At 55.6% G+C, this 15,190-nt stretch carries 13 protein-coding genes and 4 tRNA genes; 14 read left to right on the top strand and 3 right to left on the bottom strand.

Annotated elements, in window-relative coordinates; translation table 11 throughout:
* On the top strand, positions 1-336 hold a 336-nt coding region (locus F0155_RS23430), incomplete at its 5' end, for a hypothetical protein (RefSeq protein ID WP_161599807.1).
* 72 nt (positions 337-408) lie between these two features.
* On the opposite strand, the gene glnA is transcribed toward F0155_RS23430, so the two are convergent.
* Together glnA and F0155_RS12340 are read right to left on the bottom strand one after the other, a co-directional pair.
* Positions 409-1,818, bottom strand: a complete 1,410-nt coding sequence (gene glnA, locus F0155_RS12335; protein ID WP_150524833.1) for a type I glutamate--ammonia ligase — start codon at positions 1,816-1,818, stop codon at positions 409-411.
* Between the two features lie 103 nt (positions 1,819-1,921).
* The gene (locus tag F0155_RS12340; RefSeq protein WP_150524834.1) at positions 1,922-2,260 is read right to left on the bottom strand and encodes a P-II family nitrogen regulator; all 339 of its coding nucleotides are present in this window, start codon (positions 2,258-2,260) and stop codon (positions 1,922-1,924) included.
* A gap of 372 nt (positions 2,261-2,632) precedes the next feature.
* Between F0155_RS12340 and F0155_RS12345 the strand changes: the two genes are divergently transcribed.
* The 8 genes from F0155_RS12345 (at position 2,633) to F0155_RS12380 (ending at position 11,820) form a co-directional block, all read left to right on the top strand.
* Positions 2,633-4,198, top strand: coding sequence for an NAD(P)H-hydrate dehydratase (locus F0155_RS12345; RefSeq protein ID WP_425299927.1), 1,566 nt, complete (start codon positions 2,633-2,635; stop codon positions 4,196-4,198).
* Positions 4,199-4,232: 34 nt separating this feature from the next.
* Positions 4,233-4,317: transfer RNA gene (locus F0155_RS12350), tRNA-Leu, on the top strand.
* Between the two features lie 279 nt (positions 4,318-4,596).
* The gene (tig, locus tag F0155_RS12355) at positions 4,597-5,946 is read left to right on the top strand and encodes a trigger factor (RefSeq protein WP_150524971.1); all 1,350 of its coding nucleotides are present in this window, start codon (positions 4,597-4,599) and stop codon (positions 5,944-5,946) included.
* Positions 5,947-6,175: 229 nt separating this feature from the next.
* Complete coding sequence (locus tag F0155_RS12360; protein WP_150524835.1) at positions 6,176-6,811, top strand: ATP-dependent Clp protease proteolytic subunit; 636 nt, start codon at positions 6,176-6,178, stop codon at positions 6,809-6,811.
* Between the two features lie 261 nt (positions 6,812-7,072).
* Positions 7,073-8,338, top strand: a complete 1,266-nt coding sequence (gene clpX / locus F0155_RS12365; RefSeq protein WP_150524836.1) for an ATP-dependent Clp protease ATP-binding subunit ClpX — start codon at positions 7,073-7,075, stop codon at positions 8,336-8,338.
* A 324-nt stretch (positions 8,339-8,662) separates the two neighbouring features.
* Positions 8,663-11,092: an endopeptidase La gene (gene lon, locus F0155_RS12370; RefSeq protein WP_150524837.1), complete on the top strand. Its 2,430-nt coding sequence runs from the start codon at positions 8,663-8,665 to the stop codon at positions 11,090-11,092.
* A gap of 186 nt (positions 11,093-11,278) precedes the next feature.
* Positions 11,279-11,554, top strand: coding sequence for an HU family DNA-binding protein (locus F0155_RS12375; RefSeq protein WP_150524838.1), 276 nt, complete (start codon positions 11,279-11,281; stop codon positions 11,552-11,554).
* Positions 11,555-11,744: 190 nt separating this feature from the next.
* Positions 11,745-11,820, top strand: a tRNA-Val gene (locus tag F0155_RS12380).
* Positions 11,821-11,898: 78 nt separating this feature from the next.
* Here F0155_RS12380 and F0155_RS12385 read toward each other — a convergent pair.
* A complete protein-coding gene (locus F0155_RS12385) occupies positions 11,899-12,546 on the bottom strand; it encodes a helix-turn-helix transcriptional regulator (RefSeq protein WP_150524839.1) in 648 nt (215 codons plus the stop codon).
* A gap of 412 nt (positions 12,547-12,958) precedes the next feature.
* Between F0155_RS12385 and F0155_RS12390 the strand changes: the two genes are divergently transcribed.
* From F0155_RS12390 to F0155_RS12410, 5 genes are all read left to right on the top strand, one after another.
* A tRNA-Asp gene (locus F0155_RS12390) sits at positions 12,959-13,035 on the top strand.
* Between the two features lie 38 nt (positions 13,036-13,073).
* Positions 13,074-13,150, top strand: a tRNA-Asp gene (locus F0155_RS12395).
* Between the two features lie 414 nt (positions 13,151-13,564).
* Positions 13,565-13,930 carry an NADH-quinone oxidoreductase subunit A gene (locus tag F0155_RS12400; protein ID WP_150524840.1) on the top strand — a complete coding sequence of 122 codons (366 nt, stop codon included), beginning with the start codon at positions 13,565-13,567 and terminating at the stop codon, positions 13,928-13,930.
* The gene (locus F0155_RS12405; RefSeq protein WP_150524841.1) at positions 13,921-14,502 is read left to right on the top strand and encodes a NuoB/complex I 20 kDa subunit family protein; all 582 of its coding nucleotides are present in this window, start codon (positions 13,921-13,923) and stop codon (positions 14,500-14,502) included. The genes F0155_RS12400 and F0155_RS12405 overlap by 10 nt, the downstream gene beginning before the upstream one ends.
* Before the next feature lie 80 nt (positions 14,503-14,582).
* Positions 14,583-15,188, top strand: coding sequence for an NADH-quinone oxidoreductase subunit C (locus tag F0155_RS12410; RefSeq protein WP_150524842.1), 606 nt, complete (start codon positions 14,583-14,585; stop codon positions 15,186-15,188).
* Positions 15,189-15,190: the final 2 nt, after the last annotated feature.

Consider the following 15,190-nt stretch of genomic DNA (forward strand, 5'->3'; position numbering starts at 1 on the left):
GCCAGTGAATCAGAAATCATCCAACAGCGCGAGGTTTTTGCGGGTGTCCAGCTTGCAGATTCTGATCGAACTATCGCGCGTGAAGATAGGATTGCAGTAGCCTTTGTTGATATCACCGATCTAGAGCGGGCTTTACGAAATTCGACATGGCCCCAGTTTGAAAGAGCACTATTAGCAAATACGACAGAAGAATTTATTGGTTACCATCTCAACTCGGTTGTAAATCAACTCAATAGAAATAGTGAAGTAGTCGGCGAAATAGAGCCGTTTCCTTATAGTGAAAAGATACCTGAGGTTATGGGATGGTGGGGAGAGTTTGACGCAAGTTCTCAATAATTATCTGTATTCACATTACAAAAAACCCCGGTCGATTGACCGGGGTTTTTCTTTGCCGAGTCCTTGGGAGGATCAGGCGGAGTAGTACATGTCGAATTCGACCGGATGCGGGGTCATTTCGTAACGCATGTTCTCTTCCATCTTCAGCTCGATGTAGCTGTCGATGAAGTCGTCGTCGAACACGCCGCCAGCCTTGAGGTATTCGCGGTCAGCATCGAGGGACTGCAGAGCTTCACGCAGCGAGCCGGCAACGGTCGGGATTTCGGCCAGTTCTTCCGGCGGCAGGTCGTAAAGGTTCTTGTCCATTGCATCGCCCGGATGGATCTTGTTCTTGATACCATCGAGGCCGGCCATCAGCTGGGCAGCAAATGCCAGATACGGGTTTGCTGTCGGATCCGGGAAGCGAACTTCCACGCGCTTTGCCTTCGGAGAAGACGTGAACGGGATACGGCAGGAAGCGGAACGGTTGCCGGAGGAATAGGCCAGCAGAACCGGAGCTTCATAACCCGGAACCAGACGCTTGTAGGAGTTGGTGGACGGGTTGGTGAAGGCGTTCAGGGACTTCGCGTGCTTCAGGATGCCGCCGATGTAGTAAAGGCACATTTCGCTGAGGTCGGCATAGAGATTGCCGGCGAAGAGCGGCTTGCCATCGCGCCAGATGGACTGGTGGCAGTGCATGCCCGAACCGTTGTCACCAAAGACCGGCTTCGGCATGAACGTGGTGGTCTTGCCATAGGCCTGAGCAACCTGGTGAACCACGTACTTGTAGATCTGCATGTGGTCGGCGCACGTGGTCATGGTGTTGAACTTCATGCCCAATTCGTGCTGAGCGGCAGCCACTTCGTGGTGGTGCTTTTCAACGGCAACGCCCATGTCAGCCATGACGGACAGCATTTCGGAGCGGATGTCCTGTGCGCTGTCGATCGGCGGAACCGGGAAGTAGCCGCCCTTGGTGCGCGGACGGTGACCGAGGTTGCCTGTCTCGTATTCGGAGCCGGTGTTGGTCGGCAGTTCGGTGCAGTCCATCGAGAAGCCGGTGTTGTACGGGTCAGAAGAGAACCGAACGTCGTCGAACATGAAGAACTCGGCTTCCGGACCAAAGAAGATGGTGTCGCCGAAGCCGCCGGACTTGACGTAGGCTTCTGCCTTCTTGGCGATGGAACGCGGGTCGCGGTTGTAGGTTTCGCCGGTGCGCGGGTCGACGATGTCACACAGGATGACCATCGTGGACTGAGCGAAGAACGGGTCCATGTGCGCGGATTCCGGATCGAGGATCAGCGTCATGTCGGAAGCGTCAATTGCCTTCCAGCCAGCGATAGAAGAACCATCGAAGGCAACGCCTTCTGCAAACATGTCTTCGTCAACCAGGGAAACGTCCATGGTTACGTGCTGGAGCTTCCCGCGCGGGTCCGTAAAGCGCAGGTCAACGTACTTGATGTCCTTGTCCTGAATTTCCTTCAGCACGTCAGCGGCTGTAGTCATTTGGAGTTTCCCTATTTATCTTAAAGGTTAGTTGGAGGGGCGCTGGACAGCACTATCTTGAGGCAGGTGTCTGCCCGGCCCGATTCGGAGTGGAGAGGGAGGATCAGATCGCGTCTGTGCCGGATTCACCGGTACGGATACGCACTGCTTCTTCAATGTTGGAGACGAAGATCTTGCCATCGCCGATGCGGCCTGTCTGGGCGGCGTTGCGGATGGCATCGACCGCCTTTTCGACCATTTCGTCGCCAAGCACGATTTCGACTTTTACCTTCGGCAGGAAATCGACAACATATTCCGCGCCGCGGTAGAGTTCCGTATGGCCCTTTTGGCGGCCGAAACCCTTGGCCTCGGTCACTGTAATGCCCTGCAGGCCGACTTCCTGAAGAGCTTCCTTCACTTCGTCAAGTTTGAAGGGCTTGATGATCGCCTCGATTTTTTTCATCAACGTTTGTCTCTCTTCATCAGGGTCGGCATTGGGGCACTCCCGTTGCAACGGCAATTGTCGCAAGCAGGAAAGCCCGGTCGCCGCATTGTTAGCACGAAGCATGCCAATTTATGACAAGGGACGGAATTCTGTTGTTTTGCAAGGAAATCGGCGACGCCTGACGTGGAGGTCCCTCTGGGCGCGTGCAGCGGCTGGAGTGTTGGGGTTCTGCTGTGTGTGTAAAAAATAGGCAGATTGAGTAAGAAATAGGCAGATGTGCGTGCTGCATGTTTGAGCATGGTCATATCGGAGCAGGACCGGTTAGGCTCTGATGTCGTATCAGGGGACGGAAGTTCAGGAATCGGGAGTTTCGGCTTGGGTGAGCGGTCAATGGAAGATGCATGTGGTCTGGCGCTTCTGACATCACAAGAGATGGGGGAGGCGGACCGCCTGACCATCAAGGGCGGTGTGCCCGGTATCGATCTGATGGAGAGGGCTGGCGCGGCTGTTGCCGATGCTGTTGCACGGCATGTGCGGCCGGGTGCATCTGTCCTGATCCTGTGTGGTCCCGGTAACAACGGTGGCGACGGGTTCGTTGCAGCGCGCCTTCTAAGTCAAAAGGGATTTCGCACGACGGTTCTTCTGCTTGGAAGCGAGGCGAAATTGAAGGGGGATGCATTGCGCGCCTTTCAATCGATGGGGCAACCCACCGGGGTCTTGAATGCCGAGGCCGTCGACGCCGCCTTGTGCGAAGTGGATATCCTCATTGATGCGCTGTTCGGTGCCGGTCTGGATCGGCCATTGACCGGTGAGGTTGCGGCAATCGTGGAGCAGGTCAATGGGTCTCGTCTTCCCGTGATCTCGGTGGATCTGCCTTCAGGAATGAGCGGCAACGCGGGTGCGGTCATGGGGGCGGCAATTCAGGCAGTGGAGACCGTCACGTTTTTCCGCTGCAAGCCCGGCCATATCTTGCTGCCAGGGAGGGAAAAATGCGGTGCCGTATCAGTTGCGCAAATTGGAATCGATAAAGTCGTACTCGATAAGATCGGCTGCAAGACTGTTCTGAATGCACCCGCGCTCTGGATTGATGAATGGCGGATACCCGGAGCAGGGGGGCACAAATACTCCCGCGGCCATGCCCTTGTATTTGGTGGCGGAATAGCCTCAACCGGAGCTGCGCGCCTGGGAGCGATGGCCGCGCTGAGAGGCGGGGCGGGGCTGGTCACGCTTGCCTCACCACCATCCGCAATTGCCGTCAATGCAGCACACCTGACAGCCATCATGCTGAAGTCGGTCAAGGACGAGGAGGCAGTTCGTGACCTTCTGTCTGACGCCCGTTATTCCTCAGTGCTGATTGGGCCGGGTTTTGGTGTGGGCGGCAGAGCTATCTCCTTTGTCGAGACATGTCTGGAGGCGGGCAGGTCGGTTGTTCTGGACGCGGACGCCCTGACCAGTTTTGCGTCTGACCCGGAAAGGCTTTTCGGTGCCATCGCCGACAGCGGCAGCGATGTTGTCCTGACCCCACATGGCGGCGAATTCACGCGCCTGTTTCAGGATCTTGCCGGTCTCGACCGCTTGTCCGCAGCACGCGAGGCGTCCCGGCGCTGCGGCGCAGTTATCCTTCTGAAAGGAGCCGATACTGTCATCGCTGACCCGACAGGGTATGCGGCAATCAACGACAATGCCCCGCCTTGGCTCGCGACGGCCGGGTCAGGCGACGTCCTTGCAGGCATCATCTGTGGTCTTCTGGCTCAGGGAATGCCGGCCTTTGAGGCAGCAGCCATGGCGGCCTGGCTGCATGGCGAGACCGGAAACGAAGTGGGGCCGGGACTGATTGCCGAAGATCTTGCCCCGGCGCTCAGGCCAGTTCTTGCGCGTCTTGTGGAAAAGGCGTTGGTTCGCAACGATAAAAAAACAGACATGACCCTTTCCTTTTGTAAAACACCGGTGCTATAGAGGCCGCGCTCCGGCGACAGCCGTCGAGTCCACAGCGGATGTGGTGAAATTGGCAGACACGCCAGATTTAGGTTCTGGTGCCGCAAGGCGTGGGGGTTCAAGTCCCTCCATCCGCACCATTTTTCAAGCATGTTTGTTCGAAAATGACGGCATTAAGCCTTGGTCGTTCGTTGGTTTTTCGCCAATCAATCGAGCGTGCGCCATAGGGCAAACACTTGACACTTTGATGCCCAACCTTTATCGCGCTCCCATCGTGCGCCTTGGAGGTGCCGACGAGGCTTGGCGCTACAGATTTGACCAGCCATTCATCTCTGGTCTCTGCAAGCGCAGCTGACGGAATTCACAACAAGAAGATGGGGCCGCGTTTCGGCTCCATGACCGAGGACGAAGCAAAACCCATGCAGGTAACAGAAACCCTCGCCGAGGGCCTCAAGCGAGAGCTCAAAATCGAAATCCCGGCCGGTGATCTGGCCTCCAAGCTCGATGCCTATATGGACGACATGAAGTCCAAGGCGCAAATCAAGGGCTTCCGTCCGGGCAAGGTGCCGGTTGCGCACCTGAAGAAGATGTATGGCCGTCAGGCAATGGCGGAAATCCTGTCGAACACCATTCAGGAAACCACCCAGAAGGCCATCGAAGACCGCAAGGAGCGTCCGGCTCTGAACCCGGATATCGACCTTCCGGAAGAAGATGCGGAAAAGATCCTGTCCGGTGCAGCCGATCTTTCCTTCACCATGTCCTACGACATTCTTCCCGACTTTGAAGTCATCGACTTCTCCGGTATCGAGATCGAGCGTCCGGTCGTGGAAGTTGCTGAAAGCGAAGTTGACGAGCGCATCGCCGATATCGCCAAGAACAGCAAGCCGTTCGCAGCCAAGGATGGCGCGGCTGCAGATGGTGATCGCGTGACCATGTCCTACATTGGCAAGATCGACGGCGAAGCCTTTGACGGCGGCGCAGACGAAAATGGCCAGCTGGTTCTCGGCTCCGGCCAGTTCATTCCCGGCTTTGAAGATCAGCTGATCGGTATCAAGGCCGGCGACGAAAAGACCATTGAGGTCACGTTCCCGGAAGATTACCCGGCAAAGCACCTGGCTGGTAAGCTTGCTCATTTCGATATCGTGGCGAAGGAAATCGCAGCTCCGGGTGAAGTCACCCTGGACGACGAATTTGCCAAGGGTCTTGGCCTTGAGTCTCTCGACAAGCTCAAGGAAGTGATTCGTGGTCAGATCGAAAGCCAATTCGGCGCGATGACCCGTCAGCGCGTGAAGCGCCAGCTTCTCGACAAGCTTGACGAAGCCTACAGCTTTGATCTGCCTGAGCGCCTTCTGAACTCTGAATTCGACGTTGTGTGGAAGCAGGTCGAAGAAGACATGAAGCGCAACGAAAAGACCTTCGAAGACGAAGACACCACGGAAGAGGCTGCTCGCGAAGAATATCGCAAGATCGCCGAACGCCGCGTGCGCCTTGGTCTGGTTCTCTCCGAAGTTGGTGAGAAGAACAGCATTCAGGTCACCGACGAAGAGCTGCAGCGCGCTCTTTACGACCGGATTCGCCAGTTCCCGGGCCAGGAGCAGCAGGTTTTCGACTTCTACCGGAACAACCAGCAGGCTCTCGCCTCCCTGCGCGCTCCGATCTATGAAGAGAAGGTCGTTGACTTCATTCTCGAGCTGGCCAAGGTTTCCGACAAGACGGTTACCAAGGAAGAGCTGGAGAAGCTGGTTGCAGACGAAGAGGACGAAGCCTGAGGCTTTGGACGGTTCTGTGAAAAGTGGGGATGCGGCACGGTTTTTAACCTTGCGTTCATGCCGCATCTGCCAACACTTTGCGAATAAGGCGGCATCCCTTATGTATGGGGTGTCGCTTTTTTCACCTTTGGGGTTCGCTTGCGATTCAGATATTGATTATGCAACGAGCCTCTGTGCATCCGTTTCGGGCTTCCAGTCCGATAGGCCCCTCGAAGCATATGGATAAGATATGAAAGATCCTGTCGAATTCTACACGAACACTCTCGTTCCGATGGTCGTAGAACAGACCAACAGGGGCGAGCGGGCTTTCGATATCTATTCGCGACTCCTCAAGGAGCGCATCATTTTCCTGACGGGCCCTGTGGAAGACCATATGGCCGCCCTTATCAGCGCACAGCTGCTGTTTCTGGAAGCCGATAATCCGACCAAGGAAATCGCGCTTTATATCAATTCCCCCGGAGGCTATGTCACTTCCGGTCTGGCAATCTATGACACGATGCAGTTCATCCGCCCTGCGGTATCAACGCTTTGCATCGGCCAAGCTGCCAGCATGGGGTCCTTGTTGCTCGCCGGTGGGGAAAAGGGCATGCGATTCTCGCTTCCTAATGCCCGCGTAATGGTTCACCAGCCCTCCGGCGGTTTCCGCGGTCAGGCTGCAGACATCATGCTGCATGCGCAGGAAATCCTCGCCATGAAGCGTCGACTCAATGAAATTTACGTGAAGCACACCGGTCAGAGCTATGACGATGTTGAACATGCTCTTGAGCGCGATAACTTCATGACTGCAGAGCGCGCCAAGGAATTCGGTATTGTTGATAGTGTCATCACCGATCGCGCAAGTTTACAAAGTGATAGCGAAAGCTAGGTATAAATAGCAGGATTACGCTTCGACACGCGGAGCGTTATCCAGAGAGAGGCCCTTGAATGTCCACTTTTGTATCGTACCTTTAAATCTATATTGATTTTTAGTGGTGCAGCATGGTGACATTGAAGCAGTTTGTAGTGAACGCTTAAGGGCATGCGACTGAACACCGGACCTGAGGCCATTGTCCCGGTCCGGAGTGAAAAGGGAAGGTAGACCCTCAATCCCGAGGGGCTGACTTCCAGAGAACGCGGGGTTGAATACATGACAAAGGCCAGCGGCGGCGATTCCAAGAATACGCTCTACTGCTCCTTCTGCGGCAAAAGTCAGCATGAGGTTCGCAAGCTGATCGCCGGCCCGACTGTTTTCATTTGCGATGAATGTGTCGAGCTGTGCATGGATATCATTCGCGAGGAAAACAAGTCTTCGCTGGTGAAATCCCGGGACGGAATTCCGACCCCTCAGGAAATTCGCAACGTGCTTGATGACTACGTCATCGGGCAGGGCGGCGCGAAAAAGGTCCTGTCGGTCGCCGTTCACAACCATTACAAGCGCCTGAACCACGCGTCGAAGAACAACGATGTGGAACTGGCGAAATCGAACATCCTGCTTGTCGGTCCGACCGGCTGCGGCAAGACCCTTCTTGCCCAGACATTGGCGCGCATCCTCGATGTGCCGTTCACGATGGCTGATGCGACGACGCTCACCGAAGCCGGTTACGTTGGCGAGGATGTCGAGAACATCATTCTGAAGCTTCTTCAGTCTGCCGACTACAACGTCGAGCGCGCTCAGCGCGGCATCGTCTATATCGACGAAGTGGACAAGATCAGCCGCAAGGCCGACAACCCGTCCATTACGCGTGACGTGTCGGGTGAAGGCGTGCAGCAGGCGCTTTTGAAGATCATGGAAGGAACGGTAGCGTCCGTTCCGCCGCAGGGTGGACGCAAGCATCCCCAGCAGGAATTCCTGCAGGTGGATACGACCAACATCCTGTTTATCTGCGGCGGTGCCTTTGCAGGCCTCGACAAGATCATCTCGGATCGCGGCACGCAGACATCCATCGGCTTCAAGGCCAAGGTTCATGCGCCGGAAGATCGCCGCATCGGCGAACTGTTCTCTGCGCTTGAGCCGGAAGATCTGCTGAAATTCGGCCTCATTCCGGAATTCGTTGGTCGTCTGCCGGTCATCGCCACTCTGGAAGACCTCGATGAGGAAGCTCTGGTGACGATCCTGACCGAGCCGAAGAACGCTCTGGTCAAGCAGTACCAGCGCCTTTTTGAAATGGAGACAGTCGAGCTGTCCTTCCACGAGGAAGCGCTCAATGCGATTGCCCGCAAGGCAATCGAGCGCAAGACTGGTGCCCGTGGACTTCGGTCCATTCTGGAAGCCATCCTTCTCGACACGATGTACGAACTGCCGGGTCTGAAGGGTGTCAAGGAAGTTGTGATCTCTCCAGAAGTGGTGGAGGGCAAGGCCCGTCCGCTCTACATCTACGAAGATCGGGAAGAGACTTCCGCAAGCAGCGCGTAAGGTCTCTGCAGCAATTTACAAAGCAGAAAATGCCGCTTCAACGAGGCGGCATTTTTGTTTTTAACGCACAAACTTCAAGCGATTACACTTGCACACCAATAGTTGTCCTGAGTCGTCAACAGGGATTGCCCGACCGTAAGGTCCATTACCTTGACACGGACAGGGCAGAGGGCCACCTATAGGAAGACACGACGGCTCAGCAAACTGGTAAATGCCCATTTGGGGTTTCCGGTTTGGCCTTGCAAGTATCGAGTTGCGCCGTCCTTCCAGTGTTCGGGGTTGCCTTTTGACCAAGGGATGCCGGCACGCAGAGAAAGGAAAAAAATGAGCGACGACCAAACCCGCGCCTTCGAAGAAGACGGCACTGCCGTTTATCCTGTGCTGCCCCTCAGGGATATCGTTGTTTTCCCCCACATGATTGTTCCGCTCTTTGTCGGCCGCGAGAAGTCCATCCGCGCCCTTGAAGAAGTGATGACGAACGACAAGCACATTCTTTTGGCGACCCAGAAGAATGCGGCGGATGACGATCCCGGCCCGAATGACATTTACGACGTAGGAACTGTTGCAACGGTTCTCCAGCTGCTGAAGCTGCCGGACAACACCGTCAAGGTTCTGGTCGAAGGGGGCGCTCGTGCCGCCATTGGCGAATACGGGGACAGGGAAGACTATTTCGAGGCTTCTGCCACTGTTCTTCCCGAAAAAGATGGCGAGAACGTCGAGGTTGAGGCTCTTGCCCGCTCGGTTGTCTCCGAGTTCGAGAACTATGTGAAGCTGAACAAGAAGGTTTCACCGGAAGTGATCGGCGCGGTCAACCAGATCGACGATTACTCCAAGCTGGCGGATACGATCGCTTCGCATCTGGCCATCAAGATCCCGGAAAAGCAGGAAATTCTCGGTATAGTCTCCGTTTCGGAGCGTCTTGAGCGCGTCCTCGGTATGATGGAGAGTGAGATCTCTGTTCTGCAGGTGGAAAAGCGTATCCGTTCGCGGGTCAAGCGTCAGATGGAGAAGACGCAGCGCGAGTACTATCTGAATGAGCAGATGAAGGCCATTCAGAAGGAACTTGGCGACAGCGAAGACGGACGCGATGAGATTGCCGAGTTGGAGGAGAAGGTCAAGAAGACCAAGCTCTCCAAGGAAGCACGCGAACGCGCCGCTGCCGAGCTGAAGAAGCTGAAGCAGATGAGCCCGATGTCCGCCGAGGCAACGGTTGTCCGCAACTACCTCGACTGGCTGATCGGCATTCCGTGGGCCAAGAAGAGCAAGGTCAAGCACGATCTCGCCCTGGCCGAGAAGGTGCTGGACACGGATCACTACGGTCTCGAGAAGGTCAAGGAACGAATCGTCGAGTATCTCGCGGTTCAAAGCCGCGCGAACAAGCTGCGCGGTCCGATCCTCTGCCTCGTTGGTCCTCCTGGTGTCGGCAAGACGTCTCTTGGAAAGTCCATCGCGAAAGCCACCGGGCGTGAGTTTGTCCGTATGTCGCTTGGCGGCGTGCGTGATGAAGCAGAGATTCGCGGCCACCGTCGGACATACATCGGTTCGATGCCCGGCAAGGTCATCCAGTCGATGAAGAAGGCCAAGAAGTCCAACCCGCTCTTCCTGCTCGATGAAATCGACAAGATGGGCATGGATTTCCGCGGTGATCCGTCTTCGGCTTTGCTGGAAGTGCTAGATCCGGAACAGAACTCCTCTTTCATGGACCACTATCTGGAGGTTGAGTACGACCTCTCCGACGTGATGTTCGTGACGACCGCGAACACATTGAACATACCGGCCCCGTTGATGGACCGTATGGAAGTGATCCGTATTGCCGGTTACACCGAAGAGGAAAAGATCGAGATCTGCCGCCGCCACCTGATCCCGAAAGCGGAGAAGGACCACGGCCTCAAGGATGGTGAGTTCAGCATCGAGGATGAAGCCCTGCGCTTTGTCGTGCGGCGCTACACCCGTGAAGCTGGTGTGCGTAACCTCGAGCGTGAAATGGCTACTCTGGCCCGTAAGGCTGTGAAAGACATTCTGATGAGCGATCAGACGTCGATCACGGTTAGCGAGGAAGTCGTTGAGAAATATCTTGGTGTTCCGCGCTATCGCTACGGCGAGGCCGAACTCGAAGATCAGGTCGGTGTGGTCACGGGTCTGGCATGGACCGAAGTTGGTGGCGAGTTGCTGACCATCGAAGGTGTCATGATGCCGGGCAAGGGCAAAATGACCGTCACGGGCAACCTCAAGGACGTGATGAAGGAATCGATTTCGGCTGCTGCATCCTACGTTCGCTCACGGGCCGTCGATTTCGGTATCGAGCCGCCGCTCTTTGACAAGCGGGACATCCACGTTCACGTGCCTGAAGGGGCAACGCCGAAGGATGGTCCGTCTGCAGGTATCGGCATGGCCACTGCGGTCATCTCCACGCTGACCGGCATCCCGGTTCGTCGCGATGTCGCCATGACAGGTGAAATCACGCTACGTGGTCGTATCCTGCCCATTGGTGGTCTGAAGGAAAAATTGCTGGCAGCTCTGCGGGGCGGCATCAAGACGGTGATGATCCCCGAAGACAATGCGAAGGACCTCGCGGACATTCCGGATTCGGTGAAAAACTCGATCGACATCATCCCGGTGTCGAGCATGGAAGAGGTGCTCAAGAAAGCTCTTGTGCGTATGCCCGAGGCGATTGAGTGGGATGGAGCGGCCGCTGATGCAGCTGCAAAACCAGCCGTTTCAGATGAAGATCAGGCCGGTTTTATAGCCCACTGACGTGCACATTAATCCACAGATCAAGGCGAGCCCCGGTTTTTCCGGGGCTTTTCTTATGAATAAGAACAGGGAATGGCGGTTTTCAGCCAAAAATGGCTTGCTTTCCAGCCGTTTTCGCCCGAATTTCCGGCAACGGCGCTGACGAGAATCGTTAGCTCTCAGCCGTCTCTTAGAAAGGTATCTGCTATGAACAAGAACGATCTGATCGCAGCCGTCGCAGAAAAGACCGGCCTTACCAAGGCCCAGGCCGGCGAAGCTGTTGACGCAACTTTCGCTGCTGTGACTGAAACTCTGAAGGCTGGTAACGAAGTCCGCATTATCGGCTTCGGCAACTTCAGCGTTTCCGCGCGTGCTGCCACCGAAGGCCGCAACCCGCGCACTGGCGAAACGATTCAGATCCCGGCTTCCAAGACGCCGAAGTTCAAGGCCGGTAAGGGCCTGAAGGACGCCGTGAACGCCTAATTGCAGGCAGTCACGACACAAACTGATAAACCCCGCATGATATTCTTCATGCGGGGTTTTTCCGTTCGCGGCGCAAGCCGCTGCGGCAGTCGGAAAATGATCCACAGGGCTCCGCGTTCCTGTTGAAAAACTTGTCAGATATGGCTTGCAAAGAGAGCTGAATGTGCATACAAGGCTCTCCACGCCGTTGGGGCGGTTAGCTCAGTTGGTAGAGCGCCTCGTTTACACCGAGGATGTCGGGAGTTCGAGTCTCTCACCGCCCACCATTCCCCTTACATCGTTAGAGTTCTTATCCGCTGTAACAGGTGTGATTTTCGCCGCTGTGTCGATAGAGCGGCGCGTGCTCAGCGCAAGCCTGCGCTCACGGCCAGGCTCACCAGATGCGGCAGGTTTCTGGCACCGAATTTTCTCTTCAAGTCAGCAATTCTGTGTTCTACCGACTTGGGAGACAGATTGAGCGTTGCAGCTATTTCGCGCGCGGTCTGACCCTGCAATACCAAGGTGAGAACGTCATGCTCGCGATTGGTCACCGATTCTGAGGCGTCGCTGGCCGGCAGAATGAGGCGAGGGTGGAACAGAACGACGGCCCAGCGAGCTCTGGAGCCTGATGTGCGCTCTGGCAGGATCAGGCGGTCATAGACCACCTGAACGCCTTCCAGTGTCGTGTTGATGCGTTCAATGCGGCTTTCTTTCGTATCCCTGGCCGAGCAGTAGGCCGCAATCATGTGATCGCGGACAAAGTCCTGATCCTCCAGGTCAGCGAGCCTGCTGGGGCGTTCTTCGCCAATCAGTGTCTTCAGGACGACCCGATGCATGACGAACTCCAGCGGGTCGTCAGATGCAAGGGTAAGGAAATGCACATTCATGCCGGGCAGGGATGCAAGCGCAACGAACCTCGATGCATCCGCTTCTGCCGAAACGAGACTGTTCTCCGGAGTATGTTTCCAGATTTGCACAGCTTCCTTGGCTATGTCGGCAAATGTTTTTGCCATCTCGTCACCTGAAACTCGAATGCTAGTGTTTTCCGTCGAAACGACATTTGTCTGCAATGGCAGCCACAGGTTGTTTCTGTTTGTGGAATCAACCAAAAACCGGATGGTTACGGGATTACTACCGTATATTTGGACTATTTCTCACAATTTTCAATTCAACAAACGTGGAACAGGGCGCGCGAGTCGAGGTTGCAGGCGCCAAGGCATCGACGACCAAAATTGTTTGGGAGAATTATTCCAATTGGCTCCGTAGTTTATCCACAGCGTGACGGGCAGAAAGATAGGGGTGTGACCTAGCGGTTTCGGGATAAAATATAAAAACGTCATACAAGCAGCCTTCGGGCGCTTGACTTCCAAATCGTGCCGCCGTACATCAGCGCCACTTCGGGGCGACAACACGTTGCCCTCCGAAGCGGGTGTAGCTCAGTTGGTTAGAGTGCCGGCCTGTCACGCCGGAGGTCGCGGGTTCGAGCCCCGTCACTCGCGCCACTTCCCTTGAGCGGGGAGTTGGCGTTTTCCGTGAATGTGCGGGTGTAGCTCAGTTGGTTAGAGTGCCGGCCTGTCACGCCGGAGGTCGCGGGTTCGAGCCCCGTCACTCGCGCCACTCACGGAACACTTCATTGACGAATATGCTGGAAATTCCGCAGAGCAAGGCTCTAGCGGGATTTTTTTTGTTTCGGTGTTCAACAGTCTGTTTATTCTTGTTCCTGCTGATTCTAGTGAAACTGCCTGCGGCGAATTGGCGGTTGGTCTGTGCACAACCAATCTCGCCGTATACAATTGGCGGAAAAGCTTAGGCGATAGCCATTTCTGCTAATCTTCTGGCAAACATGGCAATTGTTAGATCGGCAAGGGGTCTTGCGTTGCACCTATACCTATTATAAGCGTGCGCACGCATGTTGGTTTTAAAACCAAAGCTGATGGCTGAAGCCGCCGGGAACCTTTGAGGCGTAACCGGGACGCTGCTTCAGCCAGTGGTTCACCTCCTGAGCCACGCATATGCAAGGACGCGGAAGACATGGAAGAACTGCTCCGGGACTATATCCCGATCGTCGTGTTCATCGGCATATCGCTGGTGATCGGTCTTGCCCTGTTGATTTCGCCATTCATCGTTGCCTACAAGAACCCGGATCCGGAAAAGCTCTCAGCCTATGAGTGCGGGTTCAACGCCTTTGACGATGCGCGCATGAAATTCGATGTGCGTTTCTATCTCGTATCCATCCTGTTCATCATCTTCGACCTTGAAGTCGCATTCCTGTTCCCCTGGGCAGTGGTGTTTGGTGATCTCGGCTGGTACGGCTTCTGGTCTATGATGGTCTTTCTCGGTGTCTTGACCATCGGCTTCGTCTACGAATGGAAAAAGGGAGCTCTGGAATGGGATTGACCCCAAACTCCAAGCCTTTGATCGCCGAACAGCCAAAGGGCATCATTGATCCCAATACGGGCAAGCCTGTTGGTGCCGATGATCCGTTTTTCCTTCAGGTGAATGACGAGCTTGCCGACAAGGGCTTTCTGGTCACCTCGACGGACAATCTTATTCAGTGGGCCCGTACGGGTTCCCTGATGTGGATGACTTTCGGTCTGGCTTGCTGCGCCGTTGAAATGATGCAGATGGCCATGCCGCGCTATGATGCCGAACGCTTCGGCTTTGCACCGCGCGGTTCTCCACGCCAGTCCGACGTCATGATCGTTGCAGGCACGCTGACCAACAAGATGGCTCCGGCTCTGCGCAAGGTCTATGACCAGATGCCCGAACCGCGCTACGTCATCTCCATGGGCTCTTGCGCAAATGGTGGCGGCTATTACCACTATTCCTATTCGGTGGTGCGTGGGTGCGACCGCGTTGTTCCGGTAGACATTTATGTGCCCGGCTGTCCCCCGACTGCCGAAGCCCTGCTTTATGGCGTTCTGATGCTTCAAAAGAAGATCCGTCGTACAGGGACGATTGAGCGCTGATCACAGCGCTTGAATGATTGACTGACAAGGGCAGGGGCGTCCGTCGCCTGCCCAGGCTCCTGCGGAGTGAGGGAAAAAGAATGGATGAAGCGCTGAAGGAACTTGCGGAACATATTTCGCTTGGGCTTGGCGACTCCGTTTTGTCCACCAAAGTGGACTATGGTGAGCTCACGATTACCGTTTCTGCATCCGAAATTCTGGATGTCGTGCGGTACCTGCGGGACAACAGTTCCTGCAAGTTCGTCAACCTGACCGATCTTTGCGGTGTCGACTATCCGGCGCGCGACAAGCGGTTTGATGTTGTCTACCACTTCCTTTCTCCGGTTCAGAACCAGCGCATTCGGGTCAAGGCCGCAACCGACGAGGAAACTCCGGTTCCGTCCATCACGCCGATCTTCCCGGGAGCGGAATGGTTCGAGCGCGAAGCCTACGACATGTACGGCATTTTGTTCTCCGGTCATCCAGACCTGCGCCGTCTTCTCACCGATTACGGCTTCGACGGGCATCCGCTGCGCAAGGACTTCCCGCTTACCGGTTTTGTGGAAGTTCGTTACGACGACGAGAAGAAACGCGTTGTCTATGAGCCGGTCCGGCTCAATCAGGAATTCCGCAACTTCGATTTTCTCTCGCCATGGGAGGGCACGGACTACGTGCTGCCTGGCGATGAGAAAGCAACAACGAATTAAGG

It is taken from the genome of Roseibium sediminis (assembly GCF_008711325.1).
Taxonomy (GTDB): domain Bacteria; phylum Pseudomonadota; class Alphaproteobacteria; order Rhizobiales; family Stappiaceae; genus Roseibium; species Roseibium sediminis.